We start from the raw sequence: 23666 nt of genomic DNA on the forward strand, positions 1-23666 counted from the left end.
AGTCAGAAAACCCGCAAGCGCGTTGAAGAGATATTCGGCTGGATCAAGGACGTCGCCTGGCTACGAAAATCGAGATACAAGGGTGCCGAAAGAATAGGGTGTTTGTTTACATTCGCAGCGGCGACATACAACATGGTCAGGATGCGCAGCCTGGGGATAGGTGTCTCCGGTTAATGGTAAAATGCCCATTAAGGGTACAAGCAACCGTGATTACGGAGCGAAAATACGCTTACTTCACTGAGGAAGAGCCCCTATAAACAGTGTTAAAGATCAATTTTGAAGCAGGCATAAAAATGATCGTTATAAACCTGCACAATTTTTCAACGTCCTGTTAGAGCGACCTTCTGTTGTCCAATTCTCTTTTTCATAGTGGACTTCTTGCGATAAGGGAAGGTATGCGAAGGTATTTAAAGAAAATTTGCAAATCATGTCAGGAATCTGGAACAACTCATTGTGCTTTGCTAAAACTGCAAGTTGAATATTGTCGTCATCGACGAGTATGTAATCATACAATGCTGGAATATTAGTGATTTCTATTAATACTCTCCAGTTTGATTTCCTGCAAAGACATGACGATTCTTGAAAGAATGCGTCCGTAATCTATCTTGAATGATCACCTATATGCTCATTCTATCGGACATTATATATCTTATCAAATTGATTCTTTGGCAGCTGGCGTGAATTGTATAATATAACAATGCCTTATGCTGTTGCTGTGTTTAAACAGCAATTTTTCTGCTAAAAAAATAACACGTTCGATTGCGGTTTTAATTTCAGTATATTCCTCTCAGCAGTTTCAACGGATTATAGCTTAATTCCCTCCTGTTGGCGTCACCTCATTGGTTGATAACTCTATGAGATTTTCCGATATTACGTACATCTTTCCGTATATGTGTAGTTTTCTCTAATCAAAAGCAGAATTACAGACAGTGGAAAAGGTCTTCTAATTGCCCCAATTCATTTTGATTGTAAAAACTTTTCTGCTCGTTGGTTAGGCAGGTGTAGGTATTGCATTTCTGCCAGCTAGCTGAAAATGTCATTCAAAGGGGTTTCTAGCTTTGCTCGCCAAACGGAGGAAGGAGTCAATGACTAGATCAAGAAGAACATTTCAAGTGGTCAATAACAAGATTAATTTTAAATGCCATTCTTGCAATGCAAAACGCTTGATAGCAATACCCGTGGGTGTAATGAGGAGGTCAATTAAATGTCACAAATGTCAGGAATCTACTCTATGTATTTTAAATCGACGACTTAGACCACGGCAGGCGCAAACAGGAAAAGTCGTTGTAGTTACAGTAAACTATGATCTTATCGAAGTGATGCTTTATGATGTGACAGATGGATCTGTCGGCGCATCATTCGACTTGCCCTATGGGAACCCTCTAACGAAAAAAATTAGATCAGGAAGTAAAATACGTCTGAATTGTAATTGGAATCGCTATTTGTTCGGAAGTAAATACTATATTGTCAAGAGTATTAGAGGTCAGAGAGTAGGAGTTGGAATATCTTGATATGTACAAATTAAGATCGAGTTTCGAATTCAGATGATGATGTCGCTAGGCGCCAGGGCAGACATCATTAAACTGTCTATCAATGGCAACCCTAAGAAAATTTAAAAATACACATCGGACTCAAGCCCGCTACTCACATCTAAAACCCTACCTTTAAACGTTACCGGGAAAGAAATTGGAAGCTCCTGCCCTGAGAGCACGCCTCGATATTGGGATGATGGCTCCCTTTTAGAATGTTGAACGGGCGAAATCATGGGTTAGGCGTCGCAGTCCTTGAAGAATCCGAACTAATCAGCACAGCATGTGCAAATAGATCTCGCGCGACATTAATGCCGTTTAACGCTGCAGGAAAACGAGCATACAGTGCCATTTGCTGAATTATTTCTATAAGTTCCTGGCGAGAGACACCGACGTTAAGCGCAGCACTGAGATGTACCTTCAATTGGGGCTGTGCGTTACCAAGTGCAGTCAATATGGCGACAGTAGCAAGCTCTCTTACACGGCCATCAATGCCTGCACGGGAAATGATATCACCATATGAGAACTCGATGATGAAGCGTGCAAGATCAGGAGCAATATCCTGCAGGCTTTGAATAACTGCCGCACCAGCATCCGCGCTTACCTTTACGGACGTTCTATTGTCATTGGTAATATGTAAAATGGAAAATACGTGTGAGGGTTGTTATGTCCTCACACGTATTTTTTCAAATTATGGGCATAGGCTATTTCTGCCTGGTTGAAGCCTCTGCAGCTTTTTGTTCTTCCTGCTGGATCAGCTCTCCGGTGGCTGCTCCGGCGGCTGAAGCAATGTGCTCTTCAGTGCTCCCAGGTTGTGAGGGGATATCGACGATAACCTTACGGTGAGCATAGTGAATACCTTTGGCTCTGAGCGCTTCGGTTATACGTTTGTAGGCTTCTCGACGGATAAGAAAGTGGGCGCCCGGCTTAGCGGTGAATTTGACCCTAATGGTCATGACCGAGTTGGTGATTTCCCTGACCCCTTGAGATTTGAGCGGCCTGATAAAGTCATTCTTAAACTCTTCATCCTCCTGCATGGCCTGGCCAACCTTCTTAATGATTTTTCGAATCTGATCAATCTCGGCATCGTAGGGGAAATCGAGATTGAACTTCACGATTAAGCCGCCACGCATATAGTTGGTGATGGGCCCGAGGTCGCTATGAGGGACAATCTGCAGCATTCCCCGGTGATGGCGAAGCATGACGTTTCGTAGACTAATGTTTTCCACGGTGCCGGTGATACCACCTGCCTCAATATACTCGCCTACCCGGAAAGCGTCGTCCAGGAGATAAAAAAAACCTGAGAACATATCAGCTACCAGTTTCTGGGCACCAAAACCAACAGCCAGGCCAACCACGCCAGCACCGGCTAGAAGCGGTCCTATATCGACTCCCATTGACGAGAGGATGGTCATGGTCACCATGGTAACAAGGATGGTGCCGATGAATTTACGCAGCATGGGCAGAAGGGTGTAGGAGCGACCGCGATTGGCCGATGCTCCCCAGTCATCCTCATCTTCTTTTTTCTCTTTATCTGCAGGGAGGGATTCCTCGATTTTTTGTTCTATCCAGTTGCTTATGAACTGCCAGAAGATGATGGCTACGGTCAGGATAATGAGTGTGTCAAAGACAACCCCGGACAGGTTAGAGAAGACCGGTATGTAGATGTTCCAGAGTCCGGCTATCCAGATGAGAATCAGGATGACCAGGCCTGTACGGGCAACGGTCATGGTTTTCATGAACGTCTTTTTGCCCTGTTCGCGTTGCAGGATATCGGCTTCGCTGACCTCGCCGCTGTCCTCATACGTTTCAAGATGGATCTTCAGGGTTGCCATGGCATATTTAACCAGCCATTGCAGGAGCTTGTCAGAGACCATCCAGATCGGAACCACGAAAAAACTCAAGAGAAATGCTCCCCGATTCTCTTGGGCTGGGTCGATGATATCGTTAAACAGGAGTATCCAGAGCAGTACCAGGTACGCGAGGGCCAAAAGATGCCAGATCGCGGCAAACTGGTTTCGCCCCCAGGATGCGCATTCGCCATATTCACTGGGACTTTGGATGATGGCATCAGCGACCTGTTTGCGATAGAAAAGGATACAGGCCCCTGTGGCAGACAAGAGGAACGTTGCATTAAATAGAAAATAGAGCCTGAGCGTTGGCGCTGAGAGCCCAAGTTTTTTCAGTACTATTCCGAACATCATCACTGTCAGGATATAGCTGAAAGTGATGAGGAGAGCTCGATAACCGATTCCGGCAAGATGGCAGTTGATCGGTGCAATCCGAAAGAGTGGGGATTGCGGCGACAGAAACATCCTGGTGAGAATGGCAAATGCCCTGATGAGGGTTGAAAGAATGAGGATCGCCAGAAAAAACATCTGGACGTTGGGGGAGTCTGTCCAAATGAACGAAACGAAAATAACGTAGGAGCCGCAAAAATAGATGAGCAGGCGCAGGAAGTTTGGCAGTTCCTGGGTGATTGAAGCAATAAGTTTGTCAACGCCCGTTATAGCTGTCGGGATTGTAAATGAGGCTACGTTGGCAAATATTCGGCGGACGACCAGGTGGACGAAGAGCAGTTCTATAATGATACCGGTAGCCAGGAAAAAAAGAACCCAGAGCAAATTTTCCATGGCTCCGGTGGATGTATTGTAGGGACAGAGTTTCCTGAAAGATGTAGACAGGTCGGCTCCCACCTTTGGCAGGGCCTGGAGGAGCTGGCGGGTGCCCTGTTCGGAGACGTCTGATTTAGTGTCGAGAACATTGAGCAGGCGGGCAAGTGGAGAATTTGAATCAGGGCCGAGCTTTTTCAGTGTTTCATCTTGACTTGCCGTTTTTTCAAGTTCGGAGATGAGCAGCTTGCGTGCTTCTTCATCGCTCAGACCAGCGACGCGAGCGGTGACATCGGTTTGGCTCACGGTTGTCGGAGCCGGCTGGGAAGCAGAGGAATAATCGGAACATCCCAAGACAACGAGGATAACGAGAATAAGTGGTGTCAAGTGTCGTGCAACACGCTGGATCTGCATGTCTTCTTCTTTGCCTCCAGAGGCAGAGGTGGGTGATCGTTCCCGGTTAGTACGCTAATGCAACGTGGTAAAACAACAACGGCCGAGCGGCAGTGTGCCGTTCGACCGCTGGAGTTAGATCATTTTATGATCACATTTACTTCTGGAATCGGTTCTCAAAATAGGGCTTCAGCACGTCAGGTACGGCTACTGAACCATCTGCCTGCTGGTAGGTTTCGAGAATCGCCAGCAGGGTTCTGCCCACCGCAAGACCGGAACCGTTCAGGGTGTGTACCAGCTTGCTTTTCTTCTGGCCTTCCGGGCGGTAGCGGATGGCGCCACGTCTCGCCTGGAAGTCAAGGAAGTTGGAGCAGGAGGAAATTTCGCGATAGGTTTCCTGGCCAGGCAGCCACACCTCGATATCGTAGGTCTTGACCGAAGAAAAACCGAGATCGCCGGAACAGAGCTGCACCACCCGGTAATGAAGGCCGAGCAGCTGCAATACCTCTTCGGCGTCAGCGAGAAGACTTTCCAGTTCTGCCATTGAGGTTTCCGGGGTGGTGAACTTGACCAGCTCGACTTTCTCGAACTGGTGCTGACGAATCAAGCCCCTGGTGTCCCGGCCATGTGAGCCTGCTTCGGAGCGGAAGCAGGGTGTGTAGGCGGTGTAATAAATCGGCAGCTCTTTTTCGTCGATGGTCTCGTCACGGTGGATATTGGTCACCGGCACTTCCGCTGTCGGGATGAGATAGAGGTCCCAGCCATCGATCTTGAAAAGGTCCTCGGCGAACTTCGGCAGCTGACCGGTGGCGGTCATGGTCGGGGTGTTGACCATGAACGGGGGCAGCACCTCGGTATAACCGTGCTTCTGGGTGTGCAGGTCGAGCATGAAGTTGGTCAGCGCCCTGGAAAGGCGGGAGCCAAAGCCGGAGAGCAGGGCGAAACGGGAGCCGGAGAGCTTGGCGGCACGCTCAAAATCAAGGATTTTCAGGTCTTCTCCTACTTCCCAATGGGGTTTCGGGGTGAAGCTGTATTCCGGCTTTTCGCCCCATTTACGGATCTCGAGATTATCGTTGTCATCATGGCCTACCGGTACGCTGTCATCGCACAGGTTGGGGATGGCCATGACGATATCCTGCAGCTGTATTTCAATCTCTGCCAGTTCCGTGTCCAGCTCCTTGATGGTCTGACCGATGTCACGCATCTCGATGATCATCGGTTCTGCCTTCGCTTTGTCTTCCGCAGAGCCCTGCTTGAGCTGGGCAATCTCTTTGGAGGCGACATTACGCCGGTTCTTGAGGCTTTCCACTTCGCCCAGAATTTTCAGACGGCGCTTGTCGATTTCGCTGAAGGTATCAATCAGCTCAGTGGACATATGGCGGCGGGCGGTCTTTTCTTTGACGAGATCTATATTTTCCCGAATGAATCGTAATTCTAGCATGATACTTTTTTGAGTTAGAGATAAGGGGTGAACTACATGCGAATACTCACGAACTAACCTATGGTAACGACGTAATCTTTATCATGGCAAGCCGATGAGCGCAACCTCAATCAAATTGCAATTGGGCGTCCCTTCTGCTATTGTTGGCTGCGTCGACCGCCAGGGGGCGCGGGACACGTTCGTCCAAGATTCTACGGCCTGTATCGCGTTGACAGTGATAGAGTTGTAAAAGACTCCCGAGCCAGATAAGCATGAGGCAACGTCGTTATATTGTCTGGCTCTGGTGATGGTGAACGTTGATTTTCAAAAACCAATTAAACTCTTCCGCATCTTTTTCGAATGGCTGCCCACACTTCAATCATCATCTTTCTTGCTGAACTCCGCCGGTCCATCCGCAGCCTGGGAGTGTCAATTATCCTGACCACCCTTGTTATCTTCTTTATTACACCGGAATTGCTGCATTATGTCCAGGGGCATCTCGCAGAAAAACTGTATTTTTTCTCGGTTGCCGGACCTTTTCTCGCCCATGTGAAACTTGCACTTTTCGGAGCCATGTTTCTGCTCATGCCCTGGATTATGACAGTATTGTGGCGGGCCATGGGTAAGCCATTCAAGGTGTCCGGCTGGGCCTTGTTTTTCTTCATATTCTTTACCTGTCTGTTATTTTACGCTGGTACTATATTTTGCTATTCGATTACCCTGCCCTTTGGCATCAAGTTTCTACTTGGCTTTGGCTCAGAGGAGTTGAAGCCAGTCATTTCCGTTAGCAGGTTCGTCAACTTTATCACACTCTTTATCCTGGCTTTCGGGGCTATTTTCGAGCTGCCGATGTTCATGGTGTTCATGGCCCGGGTGCGGGTATTTTCCCGTAAATTTTATGAGCGGAACAGGCGTTACGCCGTGCTGCTGATCGCTATCGTTGCGGCGCTGTTGACGCCGACTCCCGATATCGTCAATATGCTGTTGATGGGTGGTCCGCTCTACCTGCTTTATGAGGCTGGAATCATCATTTTGATGGTGATGCGGATACCCTAAAGATCTACCATTGGCCAGATACCGATTGCTTTTGGGTAGGCGTCGTCGCGGATCAGTATTCTATCAAGGTATAACCGTGGGTCTTGAGCAGGGCTGCGGTAACCCCTATCTTGCCATGTACAGCGCAGGAAGGTGATCTGGCTTTCAGGATAACGGTGCTGATGTTTTGTAACCGGGCCAGTTGCAACACCATCTCTGCTCCGCGTATGAAGTTTTCAGTCACGTCACGACCCGATCCGGTTATGACCTGTGCCCGCCCGGCCAGGACGTCATGGCCGTTACCACCTGTGAGAACAGCCGCTTCGCGTGGAGTGGCGAGGCCGCCGAGCTGCTCGGGGCAGATTGGAATCCAACAACTTTTGGCAAGGGCGCGGATGCAGTCTTCATGTGGTTTGGTCGCGCCGTCATAACGGGTACAGAATCCCATAAGACAGCTGCTTACCAGGCAGGTTGTGGAAAGTGTACTGTTCATAACTCCGTCGGTTTGGTATAAAGCTGTGAGGAAGAGCCGGTCAGGACAGGGGTGGTTGCCTGTTGGTCCATACTCCTTTTTGTCCGGAAATCTTTTTCGAATCTATAGAGTAAATTATGGCAGGCATGAGACGAAACACCAATCAGAAATTGACACCACTCCAGCAACTCTGGCTGAGAAGAGCCATTGCCCTTCTCGTCATTTTTGCCTTTGCCTGGCTCTTTTTTTTCCCTGGCAGTGGCTTGCTCGCGATCTTCTCCAAACGTGAAGAAGTGCAGGCCTTGCAGGCTGAAACCGCACATCTGGAAAAAGATAATGCCAAATTACAGGAGGGTATCGATAAAATGAAAAACGATCCAACCCATCTGGAAGAGGTTGCCCGGCGTGATTTCGGTTTGCTTAAGCCCAATGAGCGGGTCTATGACTTTGCAAAGCCCACTCCTGATGATAAAAAAGATGAATAAAGGCCCTCACGGGGCCTTCAGTTATCAGCCTCAGCGGAATCGTGAATTGGCGGGACAGCCGGCTCCCGCTGTGGAAAGAGAAGAACCAGAGCTGAGCCGGTGGCTGCCGGCTGAGATAACTTTTTTGATTTTGCTACTACTGCATTTCGGGCAGGTGACGTCGCGGGCAGCATCAGCAATCGGGACGATTTTTTCAAACTGGGAATTGCATTCGAGACATTCAAACTCGTAAAGCGGCATATACTTCTCCTGTTGCTTCATGTTACACTCAAGGCCACTTTGAATAATTCAATATTAACGGAATGTTCAACTATTCAAGGTGTCTTAAAATAATTGCGCCGTGGCGGCAGTGTCATGTGTTTCACATGATATGTACTGGTCGCAAACGGCGCAAGAGAAAAGCAATTCGCAAAAGGAGCGGCTCCGGCGAATGAGTCAGTCAAGAAGCGAGGTGAAAATTTCGCATTCGCGACAGATACTCAGTTTGCTCTTGTTGTCCTTGTCCTGGGTGCACTCGCAGAGGGTGCCGCAGAGAAACCAGCAGAGATGACCGGACTGAAATTCCCATGCCGGACACGCCTCCTTCTGATCGCACTGTTTTTTGTCCCAGCAGGGAGTAAGCGGGTTATTACGTCCGCGCTGCTGGATGAGCAAAAAATAGAGTTGACGTTCGATATGGGTTGGAATGGTACGCCAGCCCTGTTCATAACTGTGGATGGTCTTCAGGGACATTCCAAGGAGTTCGGAGAGTTGCTTTTGTGTTTTGCCGAGTCTTTTCCGTGACTTCCTGAATTCGAGCTTGTCCATTTCAATTTCCTTACACTTTTGTTATTGATGGGGCTGCCAAATAGAATCTAAGAAGCATTATTCCTTGACAGTCATGTACTGCTGGAACCACAATGTGTGATACTACATTAGCATATGCTCAAAACAATTGCATCTCAATTTGTAGTAGTTTTGTAAAAAAATAACGTAAGTATCACCATGTAAGATGGACGTCCGTGGTAGTGTTGTTATCTGGTGCCGGGGTTTTACTCTTGTGGTAATATGGTATCTCTTTGAGAATTCGTGGTATCTGACGAAATTGTATCCTGACAAAATGTATGATTATGGAAAGAACACTCACACCTGATACAGAGATTATTCTTCGGGACCTGCAGGCATTGCTCAACTATCATCGGCTATCCGGTATAGAGAGTTATCCCGCCACGGAGGAAATACGTGGACTATTGCGGATGACAACCGGTATGGATTTGCCACAGGAGGTGCGACGGCAGAGACCACCGACAGCGATCGGTAGTGCAGAGAAGACTGTACGTCCGGTGGAACCGCCAAAGCTCAAGCGCGAATCATCTCAGCGTATTCAGGTGAGCGCACTTCATGATATCCGCGAAGAGGTAATGGCATGTAATGGTTGCGCCTTGTCGGAGAAACGGGTGGTACCAGTACCCGGCGGGGGTGCTGAAAAGGCGAAACTTCTGATCGTCGGAGACTGGCTGGCGTTGGTTGGGGGGCAAAAATCACCGGTCGGCTGTGTTTTCGGCATTGAACAGGACCGGATGCTGGGCAAGATGCTGGAGGCCATCCAGTTGCCGAAAAACAACGTTTTTGTCACCAATGTGATCAAGTGTGGTATTGCCGATAGCTGTCAGCCCAAGGCCGAGCATGTGCGCGCCTGCGTCTCGTTTTTGCACCGTCAAATTGTTTCGATCCAGCCCGAGGTTATCCTCAGTATGGGACTGATAGCCACCCGGGCGCTCTTGAACAGACGGGAGCCATTGTCGAAACTTCGTGGGCAGCTGCATGTCTGCAGTGGTCCCAATGACCGGAAAATTCCGTTGATCGCCACCTACCATCCCACCTTTCTGCTCCAGAACCCTGAGATGAAAAAAGCCACCTGGCTCGATCTGCAGTTGCTCGCCAGGCAGTTAGGGTTAGCGTAGAATTATCAGCCCTCTTTTTCCCAGTTCCCGCAGGAAGGTCGTCACAGACTGCTCTGCCTCCTGGGTTGTGATGGTCGACGAATCTGCAAAAGTGCGGATAATTTCGCCCACGCTGTTGCTGCCGTCGATCAGCACCCAGACCTGACTACCCAGGCTGTCCAGCTGCAGTTTTCTCGTGAGATTTTCGGTTGATTCTCGATTGAAACGGGAAAAAATTGCTTTCAGCAGCGGTTTGACCACCAAAGGATATTCGATCAGGATATCGCCAGATTCCTGGGATTGCCAGGAGACGGCCGGCACGATCTCAGGAACGCAGGCCAGGGCTTCGCTGCGACTGAGAGCAGGAGGGCGTGTTTTACTGGAGCGGAAGAATTTCATACCTGTTGGCGAGGTGATGGGCTTCATCGAGATGAATGAGATGCCTGCTTTCGACGATGAGGGAGAGCAGACGGTTATGGTGTTCATCATGCCATATTCTGCCCCAGCGATACATAGATTTTCTCGTGAGATGCGCCACAAGCCGGCGTGCAAAAGTGGGATTGACCTGCATTTCGCACATCACATTTGAATGATTGAGTATTTCTTCCTGTTCCTGCCTGCCGAGCATGCTTTTCAGCAACTCACTGAGGGACGACTGGGCAAGCCGGGCAGAGGCGGGGGCCAGCCTGCAAAAATCGAGACGAAGATCTTGACCAGAAAAAGCCAGACGGCTCAGGCCAGCCGAAAAGGTGGAGTCTATATAGGTGTAACCGGGAGGCAGAATCAAACGAAAATCCTGAATCGACCAGAGTGCATCTTCTTCGGGCTTCTGATGACAGCGAAGGGATTGCAGGAGTGAGGCGACAGTTGCCGGATTGGTCTGCTGACTGTTCAGATGTAAGAACAGCACCGTTTTGCAGACTGGGCATTGCCAGACCAGGGCGTCCAGGGATTCGTTATCGTGCCAGGTAAGTCCTGAGAGATCGGGAAGATTGAGGTTGCGAAAAGGCTCAGGTGGAACAAGTTTTAATACCGACAGCTTGCTGTCGGCCAGCCGACTGATGGTTGCCTGGATAACTTGATCGACCGAAATTTTTCCGTCTGGTTCCCAGCGGATCTCCAGAAGAGGATTGAGATCGTTTTCGACTAATAGATGACGGGGGCCGGCGACAATTACCTCCCAGTTGACTGGATTGCTGAACTGCAGACCGTTCCAGCCTGTCAGCCTTCGGCTGTCGATAGTAGGGGATAAGACCATCGATTAGCGTGGGATCAGGAACTGCCAATCCGGCTTTTTCAACTGCTCGAGTCGTTCCCGGTCCTTGTCACTCTTTTTCTCTTCACACATCTGGTTGAAGCACTCCCGCTCCTCCTCCATCATATCAGTATAGGATAACTTGACCACATTACCGATAGACTCGTTGGGATTACGGAGATTATGCTGCAGTAAAAGACTGATGGTCCGGTTTGCGCTGTCTTTGAAATACCATTTCCAGATGTGGAGAATGCCAAATGAATCGCCTTTCCACTCGTCCGGGGCACCGAACTGCTTTTTATATTCGCTCAAGAGTTTGAGGAAGTACTCTTTTGTCTGATCCTCGTATTTCAGTTCGATTCTAACGATCTTGTTGGGATATTTACAAATACCGTAGCTGATTACCCCTTTCCGAAAACCATGCCAGTCGGTGATCACCATTTCTTTAAGAAAGTTGGTGTTCATGGCATCTGGATAATCGCCAACATCCGAGCCCAGTACAAAACCACCGACCTCAAGTGGTGCCTTTCCTTTGGCCAGGACAGATGTACTATTTATGAAGCACAGGCAGCAAGCGATGGCAAGGACGATTGTTCTGGTAGGTTTCATGATGTGTGGAAATAAAGGTAAAAATTGAAATTTCTATCAGCCGATGAGCGGGCCGCTGTCTGCGCTCAAGCCCGCTTCCAACAGACGGTCCAGCAGGTTAGCCGTCTGGTTTTCGAAGCGGGAGATCCGAAGTTGGATAACTTTCTCTGTTATCTTATCACGCTTTTCTGGATATTTGCTTAATACTTTCTCGAATCCTTCCCGGCTGATGATCAGAATTTCGGTTTCCTGGGTAGCTCTTGCAGAAAAAAACCAATCAAAACGTGCAAGAAGCGCCAGTTCCCCGAAAAAACTGCCGGGCCGAAGACGCTGTACGACAATTTCCTGATCCCTGTGACGGGTGATAATGTCCACCTCACCGCTGATGATGAGATAACAGTTTTCCGCCTTGTCCCCCTGAAGGAGGATACTTGCACCTGGCTGGTAGGTACGGTGTCGGGATAGATAGGCAAAGAGCTTAACGACCTCCGCCGGTGCACCGGCAAAAACCTGGCTCTGGCGGAGTATATCGAAATCGAGGGTGATTCTGCAATTGCACTCAGGAGTTGTTGACGAGCTCATACAGAATTCCTCTTTCTTTCATAAGTTCAGTATATCCGCCGGATTCTACGACCTTGCCTGCCTTCATAACGAGAATATGATCATAACCGGCGATCATGTCAAGGCGATGCATTACCGCAATAACCGTTGTCGTCTTGCGCAATTGGGTGTTGATGTACTGCTGGATTCTGGCCTGGGAATTGTTGTCCAGGCTGGCTGTAGCTTCGTCGAGTATGAGAATGGGCGCGTTCTTTAACAGGGCCGTGGCGATGGCTATCTTCTGTTTTTGGCCGCCCGAGAGCTTGTCGCCTTTGCTGCCCACATGAAAGTCCAGACCGATCTCGAAAACTTCGTCGAGCAGTCCCTGATCCTTGAAAAGCTGCAGTGCCAGTGGAGCAAGGGTCGACTGCACTACATCCTTTTCAATTACAGTACCAAAGATGATGTTGTCAAGGAGCGAGTGGGAGTAGAGGTATTGGCTGGCACAGAAGGGTGTGAAGAAGATGGCATGTCGTTCGGGTGCCATCTGGGCCATGTCGTAGATGGTGCGCTGCAGAACACCATTGCGGCATTGTTCCAGGTCGATACCGAGCACATTTTGCAGGAATTTTTGGCGCATAGCTACAATCCTGTCTTTATCGGCCCTGCTGATGGTGTAGATCTTGTGCTGGCCCGGGGTAAAGAGCAGGGCCAGGGCCAGAAAGCGATCCTGATCCTGATCCTTTAATTGCTCAATCCCTTTGCTGTCCGCTTTTTTCACGAGAGCAATATAGCTGTCGAGCTGGTCTGGTTCCATCGGGCTGCCCTGGAAGAAGAACTCGTCGTTCTGGAAATCGGCGAGCAGCGTGATGGTGGTTTTGGCAATGGAACGACCGAGTTCTAAAAGCCATGGCAGTAACGCATTGTCCTTTATAAAGGCCCGGAAGGGTTCGTTGCCGATCAACCCTTCCACATGTGGGCTGCCAGGATAACTGCTGAAGGTGAGGTTGATGCCGAGGGTGGAATATTCAAGGAAAAGATTGGCGTCATAGAATTCCACCACGTGGCTAAACTGGCGCCGCAGTTCACTGGAGACGATATCGCGCATACGCAAAAATTTGTCCACCAGTGGATAGGCCTGTCGCGGCGGAATCACGGTTCTGAGGCCCCAACGAATCACATCTTCGGCCAGCCCCACATTTGCGATCATGTTTATGAGGTCCGGGCTGTCCGGAAGCTCATCCAGAACCCCGGACCGCTGCAGAGCTGAGCAGGAGTAGAGCAAATTGTCGCGGACCGTCCCTGTAAAGATAAAGGGATGCTGTGAGACAAAACTGATATTTTTGGCGATATCGAGCTTGGTCATCTCGTTGATTTCGATATTATCTACGCTCAACACCCCTTGCGTGTGGCTGTAGAGCTGGCCAATCAACAGACTTAAGGTCGATTTGCCCGAGCCTGAAAAGCCAATAAGGGCCATATGGCTGCCGGGCGTGAGGTCAAAGGTTACCTCGTCGAGCAGTCGGGTGGTGTTGTCGATAGTATAACCGACATTACGGGCTTCGATATGGCCTTTCAGGGTTAACGGTTTACGGTCCGGCGCTGCCAGCAGATATTCCGGCTCAAGGTCGAAGGCTTCCATGATTTGCCGATAACGGACCTCTGCATCCTGATAATCCTGGTAATATTCGATAATTTCCTTCCATGGATCGTATACCTTTTCATAGGCAGAAAGAAAGGCCACCAGTGCGCCGATGGTGAACTGGCCATTGATAGCAAGGTAACCGCCGATGAGAAAGAGGAGGAAGGGGCCGAGACTCTGGAACAGGTTGTTGCTGAACTTGATACCATATTTCAGGATGGACAGCCGTCGCATGATGATATAGAGCCGTTCCACCAGCCGATCAAGCCGAGTCTTTTCCAGATCGAAACCGGCGTTGGCCTGTACCTCGTGGATGCCGGAACTTGCCTCGTTCACCAGATTGGCCATGGCACGGGTCACCGTCACTCGGGTACGGTTGATGGCATTGTAGCGTTTCTGTAAAAGCGGCACAACCACCAGTTCGAAGGGGTAGACGGTCATGCTGATCAAACCGAGGAAAGGATTAAGGTAGATCATATACCCGGCAAAGGCGAGAAAGGTGAGAAAGGAGGTGACGGGAATGGCCAGCGCTCCGCCTAGGAACATGCCAATGGCGTTGAGTTCGGCGGTGAGTGCCGAGATGATGGTGCCGGTCTGGGTACGGTGGAAGAATTGCAGAGGGAGCCGCAGGATATGATTATACAGTTCCTGACGCATTTCGATCAGGATCTTCTGGCCGATGATCGCCTGATACGAGTTGATGAAATATTTTAGGAGCCCTGCCACCAGCACCGCCGCCATGTAAAGACCACAGTAAAGGAAGAGGAGGTCTATTTCCTTGAGGTTGATTGCCTCGTTGATGATCTTGCGCTGCATCTCCAGCGGATAGACGCGGAAAAAGAGGCTGACGATGATGACACCGAGCAGCATCAGCTGCGGACCCCGGAATCGGTTGATGATCCAGGAGAAAAGCGTGCGCTTAGTGATGGGTGTGGTGTCGAATTTGCTCATCGGTCAGTAGGCCATGTAGCTGAGTGATTTCATAATGAGGGCAAAGCCCATGGCAAACATGCCGGAAAGGCCCATGCCACAGGAGAAACCGGCAAGTAGCACCGGCGCGTACTGACGCCACATGGGGCCAAATTTTTTCATAAAGAAATAGCGGCCGAGAAAAGCGCCAGCCACCTCGAGGATAAGACCATGCGGCGTCGACTGACCGAGCCCTCGCACTACTCCGTAAATGAGCAGCACCGGCAACCCGAAAAGGCTCAGGACAAAATACATAAGCAGTCCGAAACCGAGACCGCTCACTACGGTTGAGCCGTTTAAGGCCTGGTAGAACATCGAGTTTCCTTCCAGGGTCGAGGTCTGCATCAACAGGGTATTCAAGGCCTGGAGATGCCAGAGTTCCTGGGCAAAGGGGTAGCTAGCCGACGGAATTGGGGCCAATCGCCAGATGAACTGCGAGAAGAGCAGGCTAGCAATCATCACGATGGGAAAGACCAGTACCTCGGCCTTGATGATGCCGCGAATAGAGGTGCCGGTCAGTTCTATCTGGCGGAACTGGACCGTGGCTTCGCCATAGTTGTGAATGGGGATCGGCGCGTACCATATCTCGATGCCCTGGTACCCGAAAAATCGGGCGCCGGCGATAAAGCTCGCTTCTCTCACCAATGGCAGGCTGACGAACTGGCCGGCAATACCTTCCATCCTGGCGGTGATGTAGCTGATAATAGGGGTGTAGATGAAGCCATAGGCGAGGAAGAAGACCCAGGGAAAAGACGGCACCAACCAGACGCAGAGCCCCACATAGGCAAGCGTCGAGAAAAAATAGATTGCAATCGATATCCAGAAATTGAAATCACCTCGCCCGGGTGGCGGGGTAAAGAGATCCTGCAAGCTTCCACGGTTACTGGAATCTTTGAGCGATTTGACCACGGACCAGACGCCGATGCAGCCGATTGCAAGGCCGAGGCCGATACCAAAGCTCATGTAAAAATCGAAATTGTTGGCAAAGACCGTGTCCACCGTGGCCATGCCGGGGTGCCAGCGGGTCAGGATGCCCCAGGAGTAGAGCATCGGGTTCAGGATAAAGGTGATGATGAGCCCGATCAGTCCGCCGATTACTGCCCAGAAAGGTAATACCATGCCGACAAAGAGCAGCCCGAGATCAAGTTGAAGACCTGTCGCAACCGCCGGCAGAAAATCCTCGGTGTGGTTGGTCAGCTCAATCCAGGGAATGGGGATAAGGCGGATCTGTTCGGTGAAAATGAGGCCCGACACAATGGGCAGCACCACATATATGCCGCCAAAAATGAGGCCTATCACCCCGCCAATGGAAAAGACCCGCCATTTCCAGCTCTTTTTGCCTTTTTCTTCCGCCGACTCGGCAAGGGCCATCGTGCCCAGGGCTGCTACTGGAGCCATGGGGAAGGGCAGTTTCTCTACATCGGAGGTGATACGGTAGAGGGCATATCCGAGGCCGAAATGGTCGATGCGCTGGATGATCTGCGATCCTACTAGGAGCAAAATTGGGACCAGCCAGTCGCGATGGAGAAAGGTGCGCTCGACCATTGAGGCCGAATCAGGGCCGGGCGCTACCCAGGAGGGAATGAACTCTGTCACCCCCAGCATCCGGGCTGCATCCGACTGCACCAGATACTGGTTCCACAACAGACCGGAAAAAGGCGAGGCCAGTGCTGCGCCGGCCATATAATAGAGGAGGAAGATCTCCTGCTGTTTCAGCTCGGAGTGGGCCCGCTTGGCAATCTCGGCAAAAAGGATAATAGTGACCCAACGCGCGGCTGGGCCTATCCCCTGGCCGATCACGAGCTGCAGGTACATCGAGCCCGGCATCATCAGAAAGCCAATGAAGATGGCGCCGATGATGGTTTTCCAGTCGAATCCCTCTTCGAAGTGGGTCGGCTGCGGGAGCAGGTCCCGATATTCTTTTAGTTCCTTGTCGTCATACATGGTGCAGGTTCAACTCCGCAAAATAATTATGCCAGAAGGTATCTCGCCTTTGGCTGATCAATCAGGCAGAACCTGGTAACTGGTGCCGGTAAAGAGGCCGACGATGGCCCAGCCGCCGCCCATGAGAAAGTCGCCGATAATAAGACCGATAAAAAAATACTGCAGTTTCCGGTATAGGTGGATTCCGCCATACCGCATACACAGTGCATTGCAGGCCCAGCCGATGAAAAAGCTTACCCAGAGTATACGCATGGCCGAACTGTACGCAGTGAGATAGCCAATAGGATGGATCGGCCACCAGTAAAGCCGGTGATAACAGACCACCAGCAACAGCATGACCAAGGCCCCCATCAGGGCGAAAGTATAAACCCAGTTGCCGGATTCTATGGGGGCGGACACCAGTCGCTGGATGTTTTCATATACACCGATTGTCGTCCGGTTGGCCCATTCCAGCTGCAATTCACGGATTCCGAAGCGGTAGCAAAGCACCATCATTGACATCACCGAGGCGATGGTAGCGAGCAATATGGTTGCAACCATGCTGCCGAAAAGGAGACCGGCCGGCAGCTTGTTCTGGTGAATGCGTCGACCATGAACCAGCGAAGGCATAAGTGATTCGCGCAGATCGACAAAAAGCGTTTTCTGGCTCATGCCGGCCAGCAAGCCACTGGTGCCGACGAACATCTTGGTACCGAACAGGGCGATCATGCCGTCGATGGGGGCGGCTGTGAGGGTGAAATAGGCGAGGCCCCCCTGGCAGATGATGCGGGTGGCTACCAGCATGATCATATAGAAGGCGCCGACCAGCAAGATCGCTGTAGTAAAGGCCATTCCCTGCAGGACGTACCAGCCGATGAGAATGGTAAAGCCAGCCAGTGCTCCCCAGAAGGAGATGCGCACGTCGAACCATTCGGAGTGACTTTCCGTTGCCGGCGCCAGAAAAAGGGACTGACGAACCACCATGATGAGATGTTGCCTGGCGAGCCAGACCAGAAAGAGAAAAAAGATGCCGTAGGCCCCGATCATCTGCATCTCTTCGGGCCGGGTGAGGGTCGGGCCGAAGGTTATGCCGAGCTCGGAGGCGGGAATTGCATAGCCAAGGGTGTCGAGAATGCCGTATACCAGGCCGCCTGCCAGGAAAAAGAACCAGAAGGAAAAGGAGATTTGCCTGGACGTCAGAAAGGCAAAGCCGATAAAGGCCGGGTAAAAGTAGAGCTTCAATTTCGCAAAACCGGCAAGAACTCCGCGGTCAGCCACATAGGAACCGGCTAAAAGCAGGGTTGGAATCGACGGAACAGACGGATAGTAGAGACTCAGGCCGTTAATCAGATGGAGAAAGGCCGGTACGGCTATACCTACCAACAGGAAACGGTTGCAGAAGAACGAACCCGCCTCACCGTTATCCACTGCCTTGCTGATCATCTGGGGCACTTTTAATAACGGAAAGTTCATCCGTTCGTTGTGAATCCATTGGCGGGACAGGATGTTGACCAGAAAGATCATTACCAGATAACCGACCAGGATGAAGAATCCCCACATGGCCAACGGTGTCAACCAGGCTGACCATGGGATATTGGTCAGTACCTCGAACCAGCCCATGGTCCTGCCTCCGGCAATGCCCCGATAGAGCATCTCGATGGCTTCGGGATCGGATGGGCTGAGCGATGGGGGGAGCAGGGGTTGGAGTGTTTCGTTCCAGCGGTTACCAACGGTGGCATAGTGAGCCGGGGCGGTGATATTGATAAGGAAGGTTCGGGCGAGACCGGTGTAGGCGATACCGGAACCGATAACCATCTCAATCCACACCACCAGCAGTTCAATACCGGAGAGAAAACCAAGCGGTTTGAAGATCTTGGCGAGGATCGTGATAAGGACAGTCAGAAGAAGAAAGATGACAAATGGTGCTAACGGGAAATGGCCGCCGCCCAATGGAGTGGCCTGCAGGTAGATATTGTTATAGGGTGTGACAACGCAGATGCCGATCGCGAGGATGATCCCGAGAAGCGGGGCCCGGAGCCGGATCAGGGGCGGTTGTTGCTGGCTGGATGTGCTCATTTAGACGCCCTCCGGGTACATTTTTTCGGCAGCAAGGGCCCGAAAGTTTTCTCCAAGCTGTTTATGACTGGTATCATCAAGTGAGCGCCAGACGAGAAGCTGCTTGCGAAGATCGTGGAGAAAGATGGTATTGATTCGTTGCCAGACCACCGACTCACCGGATTTCCGTTGTAAGGTTGCTTTGATGGAGAGATAATTTTTTCCCTCAATGGCCGGGCAGAACTGGATGTCGACGGACTGCATTATTCCAAAGTCAAATGGTGCCAGCCAGACATTCGCCCGAAGATGCAGGCAGTGCAGGTCATGGGGCGAATCGCTCATTTGTATCATTTTGGCAATCTCATCGACAGTGGCGCAACTGAAGACAATATCCACCGGGCCGGTGGAGAATATCCCCTGGGAGATATCCTGGTGGCCGGTGAAATAATCGTGGATAAAGCCGCCGATGGACTCGTGTTCATCGTATTTCATGAGAAAGGGCAGATTGACGGTAATGGTGTCGTTCACCGGCGCAGGCAGGGCGAAGGTCTGGTTGACATCGGGGATGGCAATGCGGGCCGCCACCCGGGCAGGATAAATAACTGAGATCAAAACCACGAGAATAACCAGGACCATGGCAGCAACCCCAGCCATGGAGGAGTAGTTGACGGTGATGCCTTCCCACAGACTGGTCGCAGAAAAAAACGAGGCGGCGACCTGAGCGATGACATACCCGAGCACCACTGATATGACTGCCAGCGCCAAGGCCTCGGCGACAAAAAGAAAGGCAACATGGGAGGGGGCAAGGCCTACCGAGGTGTAGACACCGATCTCGCCTTTTCGTTCATAAACCGAGCTGATCATGGTGTTCAGGACGATAAGGATGGAGATCAGCAAGGGAATGATGATATCCGGCACACCCTGGTAGTTGATGGTGTCACTGACATTATAGAGCCAGACCCCATCAGGAGCACCGGAAAAGATTACCAGGCTGAATCGGTCGGTCAAAAGCGTGGCGATTTCTTTCAAGGTGTCGCTGTTTTCCGGCCGGACGGCGATATTTTTCAGTGTGCCGCCGGCGGCCAGCAGGGTAGATGCCGGCACAATGGCCACTTGCGAGGCGGCTACATGGCGATAGCGGCTCTGGAAGGAGATGATCTCCTCACCCGATTCCTTGGCTTCCTGTTCTTCTTCACTAATATTGCTGCCAGCCTCTTCGGGAAAGGTTACAGGGGTGAGCGGTTCGCCATCCAGGTCCACGGCCTTTTCCAGAAGCTCGGCACTAAAGGTCCCGACCACCTGGTAGACCTCGCCCCAGAGCTGAACTTCGCTATTGTTGCCGACGACCCGAAGGCGCGCTGCCATCTTTTCTTCAAGTAAAATAGCTTGCCTGTCTTCCTTCGTGAACCAACGGCCACTGGTGAGAACCGAATCCAGACCGGTGACATAGGGTTCATCCGGGCTTAAGCCGATCAGTCCTTGCAGCACTGCCTGGTTGTCGCCATTGGCTATCGGGGCCTGGATCGTCTGGGAGGGGTCGACGGCCTCCAACCAGACCCGTGGTGCCGGGTGTTCCAGTGCCTGCATGGAGTTGACAAGGATGTCCGTTGCCTGGGTCGGCAGGCTGGCCCAGTTCAGTTTCTTCAACAGCAAGCCGTGATAGGGGGCGGTATCCTGGAACAGCAGCAGGTTCTGCTGTCGGCTCGACTTGATAGTGGTAAAGCTCATGATGGTGAAGGTGAGGATAATAAGTGTCGAGCAGGTGAGCAAGGTCCGCAGTCTTCGTCGCCTGAGATTGGAGACGCCCAGGAAAAAGGCGGCGACAAAGGCCTTCCAGCGGCTGATCTCCTCTGGCCGTTTATGGGTGGCGCGGCGTTGCAGCAGCGCCATTTCTTCTTCGAAGCGAAAGAAAATTATGAGTGTCACCATCAGTGACAGGCCGATAATGAAAAAGGCCAGGATGACCACCATGGGGCTGTAAGTGAGCTGGAAGGCGGGGTGGACTTGGTAGATGATAGCGATCAGCAGGGCCAGAATCATGGCAAAGCCGATGATGCGCTTGTAAATGGTTGTGAAATTGAAGAGAAAGCGTTCCATGCAAAAGGCAAAAGGCACGAACAGGGCGATATAAAACAACACCCCGAACAGGACATCCTTCTGTGTTTTTTCCACCTGAACATAGACCCGGCTGGCCAGGGCCAGAGATTCAGCGGCAGCCTCACGGGCTTCGGCATAGTTGAGATCCCTGTACCCTTCGTTGCTTTTCTTGAGTGCGGCAAGGCCGCGCTGCTGCAGATTGTCGATCTTTTCGTCGAAAATGCCGTGTGACTGGAGGTTGTTGATCCGCGGGGTGAGCAGAGTCCAGGCATCATTGGCGGCGTGAAAGGCGCTGTGGTAGATGGCGGGTGAATCATCCACCGGATAACCAGTCCCCATTGGATCTTCTGGAGTAGCGTTGGTGAGCAGCATTTTCCGGGTGAGGACGGTATCGGAGAGGGTCATCTTCATCAGTGCACCCGGCTCCATATAGACCGAAGTGATGATGGAGTCCCTGGTGTCTATCCGGCTGTACCAGTAATGCTGGGGTGGGGCGTCGCGGCGGCCGTCGAAGAGATCGAGCTTTGTCATGTAGTTGAAGCTGCGCGGCTCAAGCAGATCGAAAACGGTGGTTTCATGGCAGTTGAACATCACCAGGTCGGTCTTCATCGATTTCCGCAGCATCTTCAACCGGTAGTTATCCTTGCCGGTTTCTTTCTTGTCGATGGCCCAGATGACCTTACCGGTGGTCTCGTCAAAGCGGTAGCCCTCAATAATCAGCTTGTCGAGCACGTTCTTCTTGTCGGCGATTCCGCGGATGGTAAAGGTGCCCCGGTGGTCCACCTTGGCGTAAAAGCGGTTCAGCCCCTGATAAGCGAGAATGGTGGTGCCGGTAGCCGGATAGTCGGCGAATAGCTCCCCCTGCAATAGCAGGTTGGTCCTGGCTGAGGCGGTGGAGAACCCGTCACGGGGGAGATTGTCGGTACTAAGAGCAGACGCCTCGGTGATACCGCGCACCAGGTCACCGACAAGCTGGGCCTGCTGCTGAGCGTTTTCCCAATCCACTTCCTCAACCCGATCCCAGGGGGTACCCCAGAGCGCTCGACTGTCGCTGGTGGTCGCAAGACTGATACCGAGCATACCGGCCAGTGAGCTGATTTCTCCGCCAAGTTGTGGCTGATCGAGAAACCAGGACTCCCAGCTGCGCATTCTGGTGGGGCGGAGGGTGTCCTTATATCGATTGCGCTCAATTGACGATTCGGCGGCTTCGGCCATCACATCGGCAATGGTGCTATAGATGCCTGTCCGGTTGATGGTCGGTTTGAGGTTATAGAGGTAACCACGATGAAAACCGCCCACTCCGTCGCCATGACTGGAAAGATGGAGGCTGACAACTGCGGCGATGTTGTAGTTTCTGGCCGCAAGACGAAAGGAATTGGCACTTTTTAAAGCTTTGAACTGGCGTTCAAGTTCGGCAAGCTGTATCTCGCTTTCCGTCAGAGCTTCCGGGATGAGCTTTTGCAGCAGTTCGACTTCTTCCGCTGGGAGGTTGTGGTAGTTCTCGGCCCAGCTCAGTCGCCTGAGAGCAAATCGCGCTGCCGAGGTCTCTGCGATTTTGGCTTTGATCTCCTCGGTAACACCGGCCATGCGCAGCTGAATAAGTTCTCGGGAGATAGTGTCTATGGCAAATTTCAGTGGTTTACTGATAACTTTTGCAATTGCCCGGTCCTGTTTGATATCAGTAGTCAGAGGAAAGCTCAGGTTACGGAGTATGTTGATGTTTTCCCTTATGTCCTTGATGTCATGCTGCAGATCACGGCGCATATCGCGCAGCTCTTTCGATCGTTCGTTAAGGCTCCAGATCATCTCCCGCATGCCGGCCAGGGTCTGAGCATGGCCACTGGAGGCGACCAGCAGAACGGAGCGTTTGGGTGGGTTCTTGGTGAGTGTTTCGGCGATCTCCAGGAGTGTGGCGACAGATACTGCCGCGTCAGCTCCTGGTGCCAGACCGGCGACAAACTCCTCAGAGTCAAAGAAGGCCTCAAGAATCACCACTTCTTCTTTCAGCTTGTCGTCATTGCCGGGGATGGTGGTGTAAATATTTCTGGCCAGCACTTCATTCCAACTGACTGCAGCCTGCAGCGCTACGTTTTGGGCCAGCAAGGTACCGGGTTTGTCCTTATCTATGGCAAACAGGGTGCTTGATTCAGTTTCGTCTATCCAGAAACAGGGGAATTGCAGCGGCGAGAGTTCGTGCTTTTCTGTAAAGAAATATTTAGAGCGTGAGGTACCACGATCCAGGTAGATAAGGGCTTTGGCCCCGAGGCTGGCAAGCACCTGCCAGTTGCGGCCGGAATCGAATTCCATCACGACGATTGAGCCGGCAATGGGCACACCTTTTAGTTCCGTTAGTGAGCCTGAGCCGACATAATAGAGTGGTCCCTGAAGGACGCCGTTTGTTGTTCCCGGCGTGATGGCGTTATAGAGAAAGGGGCGCAACTGTCTGGTCGCGCCGTTTATGGTGATACTTGCCTCACGGACTTTTCGGACCGGTACGGTATAATAATGACTGGCTGGTTCGAGTCCCAACTGCTCGAATTTCTCTTCGATATATTCTGCTGCTTGTTCGTAGCCCTCGGAACCGGTGGCACGACTATCGTAACTCGCCAGTTCGCGGATGGTGTCCTCAAAGAGTGTCCCATGCTGAGCGTACACATTGCTGTGCTGGCCAACAGCGAAAAAGGTCAGCAGCAGGAGTGCGATGAGGCGGGAAGAAGCGTTCATGCTGT

At 51.5% G+C, this 23666-nt stretch carries 18 protein-coding genes; 4 read left to right on the plus strand and 14 right to left on the minus strand.

All coding sequences use genetic code 11. The annotated features are described in order from the left end of the window. Window positions 1–174 (plus strand): transposase (locus tag BUF15_RS22500; protein WP_143170840.1); only part of this gene is annotated, 174 nt, incomplete at its 5' end. A 1587-nt stretch (window positions 175–1761) separates the two neighbouring features. Here BUF15_RS22500 and BUF15_RS28470 read toward each other — a convergent pair. From BUF15_RS28470 to serS, 3 genes are all read right to left on the minus strand, one after another. Continuing rightward, window positions 1762–2172, minus strand: coding sequence for a carboxymuconolactone decarboxylase family protein (locus tag BUF15_RS28470; protein ID WP_073616019.1), 411 nt, complete (start codon window positions 2170–2172; stop codon window positions 1762–1764). Between the two features lie 61 nt (window positions 2173–2233). Then, window positions 2234–4555: a mechanosensitive ion channel family protein gene (locus BUF15_RS22510; RefSeq protein WP_073616021.1), complete on the minus strand. Its 2322-nt coding sequence runs from the start codon at window positions 4553–4555 to the stop codon at window positions 2234–2236. Window positions 4556–4691: 136 nt separating this feature from the next. After that, entirely contained in the window at window positions 4692–5975 is a 1284-nt protein-coding gene (gene serS / locus BUF15_RS22515; RefSeq protein ID WP_073616023.1) for a serine--tRNA ligase, read from the minus strand. 339 nt (window positions 5976–6314) lie between these two features. Between serS and tatC the strand changes: the two genes are divergently transcribed. Then, window positions 6315–7010, plus strand: coding sequence for a twin-arginine translocase subunit TatC (tatC, locus tag BUF15_RS22520; RefSeq protein ID WP_073616025.1), 696 nt, complete (start codon window positions 6315–6317; stop codon window positions 7008–7010). Between the two features lie 52 nt (window positions 7011–7062). Here the strand turns inward: tatC and BUF15_RS22525 are convergent, their stop codons facing one another. Then, window positions 7063–7482 carry a 2-thiouracil desulfurase family protein gene (locus tag BUF15_RS22525; RefSeq protein WP_073616028.1) on the minus strand — a complete coding sequence of 140 codons (420 nt, stop codon included), beginning with the start codon at window positions 7480–7482 and terminating at the stop codon, window positions 7063–7065. 116 nt (window positions 7483–7598) lie between these two features. Here BUF15_RS22525 and BUF15_RS22530 point away from each other — a divergent pair, with 116 nt between their 5' ends. Beyond that, complete coding sequence (locus tag BUF15_RS22530; RefSeq protein WP_084554396.1) at window positions 7599–7946, plus strand: FtsB family cell division protein; 348 nt, start codon at window positions 7599–7601, stop codon at window positions 7944–7946. A 30-nt stretch (window positions 7947–7976) separates the two neighbouring features. Here BUF15_RS22530 and BUF15_RS22535 read toward each other — a convergent pair whose 3' ends face one another. After that, window positions 7977–8207 carry an FmdB family zinc ribbon protein gene (locus tag BUF15_RS22535; RefSeq protein WP_084554398.1) on the minus strand — a complete coding sequence of 77 codons (231 nt, stop codon included), beginning with the start codon at window positions 8205–8207 and terminating at the stop codon, window positions 7977–7979. A gap of 174 nt (window positions 8208–8381) precedes the next feature. Further along, a complete protein-coding gene (locus tag BUF15_RS22540) occupies window positions 8382–8753 on the minus strand; it encodes a helix-turn-helix domain-containing protein (RefSeq protein ID WP_073616032.1) in 372 nt (123 codons plus the stop codon). A 302-nt stretch (window positions 8754–9055) separates the two neighbouring features. On the opposite strand from BUF15_RS22540, the gene BUF15_RS22545 reads away from it, so the two are divergent. Further along, window positions 9056–9889: a uracil-DNA glycosylase gene (locus BUF15_RS22545; RefSeq protein WP_159441356.1), complete on the plus strand. Its 834-nt coding sequence runs from the start codon at window positions 9056–9058 to the stop codon at window positions 9887–9889. On the opposite strand, the gene BUF15_RS22550 is transcribed toward BUF15_RS22545, so the two are convergent. The 8 genes from BUF15_RS22550 to BUF15_RS22585 are packed head-to-tail and all read right to left on the minus strand — an operon-like array spanning window position 9881 to window position 23661. After that, on the minus strand, window positions 9881–10267 hold the full coding sequence (locus BUF15_RS22550) for a PqqD family protein (RefSeq protein ID WP_073616037.1): 387 nt from the start codon (window positions 10265–10267) through the stop codon (window positions 9881–9883). The two genes, BUF15_RS22545 and BUF15_RS22550, sit on opposite strands and share 9 nt — an antisense overlap. Then, the gene (locus tag BUF15_RS22555; RefSeq protein ID WP_073616039.1) at window positions 10245–11126 is read right to left on the minus strand and encodes a hypothetical protein; all 882 of its coding nucleotides are present in this window, start codon (window positions 11124–11126) and stop codon (window positions 10245–10247) included. Before BUF15_RS22555 ends, BUF15_RS22550 begins: the two co-directional genes overlap by 23 nt. A 3-nt stretch (window positions 11127–11129) precedes the next feature. Next, window positions 11130–11732 (minus strand): hypothetical protein, encoded by a 603-nt coding sequence (locus BUF15_RS22560; RefSeq protein WP_073616041.1) that lies wholly within the window; start codon window positions 11730–11732, stop codon window positions 11130–11132. 36 nt (window positions 11733–11768) lie between these two features. Then, the gene (locus tag BUF15_RS22565; RefSeq protein ID WP_073616042.1) at window positions 11769–12293 is read right to left on the minus strand and encodes a cyclic nucleotide-binding domain-containing protein; all 525 of its coding nucleotides are present in this window, start codon (window positions 12291–12293) and stop codon (window positions 11769–11771) included. Continuing rightward, on the minus strand, window positions 12271–14844 hold the full coding sequence (locus tag BUF15_RS22570; RefSeq protein ID WP_073616044.1) for an ABC transporter ATP-binding protein/permease: 2574 nt from the start codon (window positions 14842–14844) through the stop codon (window positions 12271–12273). Before BUF15_RS22570 ends, BUF15_RS22565 begins: the two co-directional genes overlap by 23 nt. A 3-nt stretch (window positions 14845–14847) precedes the next feature. Then, window positions 14848–16806, minus strand: a complete 1959-nt coding sequence (locus BUF15_RS22575; protein ID WP_073616046.1) for an OPT family oligopeptide transporter — start codon at window positions 16804–16806, stop codon at window positions 14848–14850. Window positions 16807–16863: 57 nt separating this feature from the next. Next, window positions 16864–18861 carry a DUF6785 family protein gene (locus BUF15_RS22580; RefSeq protein WP_073616048.1) on the minus strand — a complete coding sequence of 666 codons (1998 nt, stop codon included), beginning with the start codon at window positions 18859–18861 and terminating at the stop codon, window positions 16864–16866. Continuing rightward, window positions 18862–23661, minus strand: a complete 4800-nt coding sequence (locus BUF15_RS22585; protein WP_073616049.1) for an FtsX-like permease family protein — start codon at window positions 23659–23661, stop codon at window positions 18862–18864. Window positions 23662–23666 lie beyond the last annotated feature (5 nt).

It is taken from the genome of Desulfopila aestuarii DSM 18488, from assembly GCF_900143695.1.
GTDB classification, from domain to species: Bacteria; Desulfobacterota; Desulfobulbia; order Desulfobulbales; family Desulfocapsaceae; genus Desulfopila; species Desulfopila aestuarii.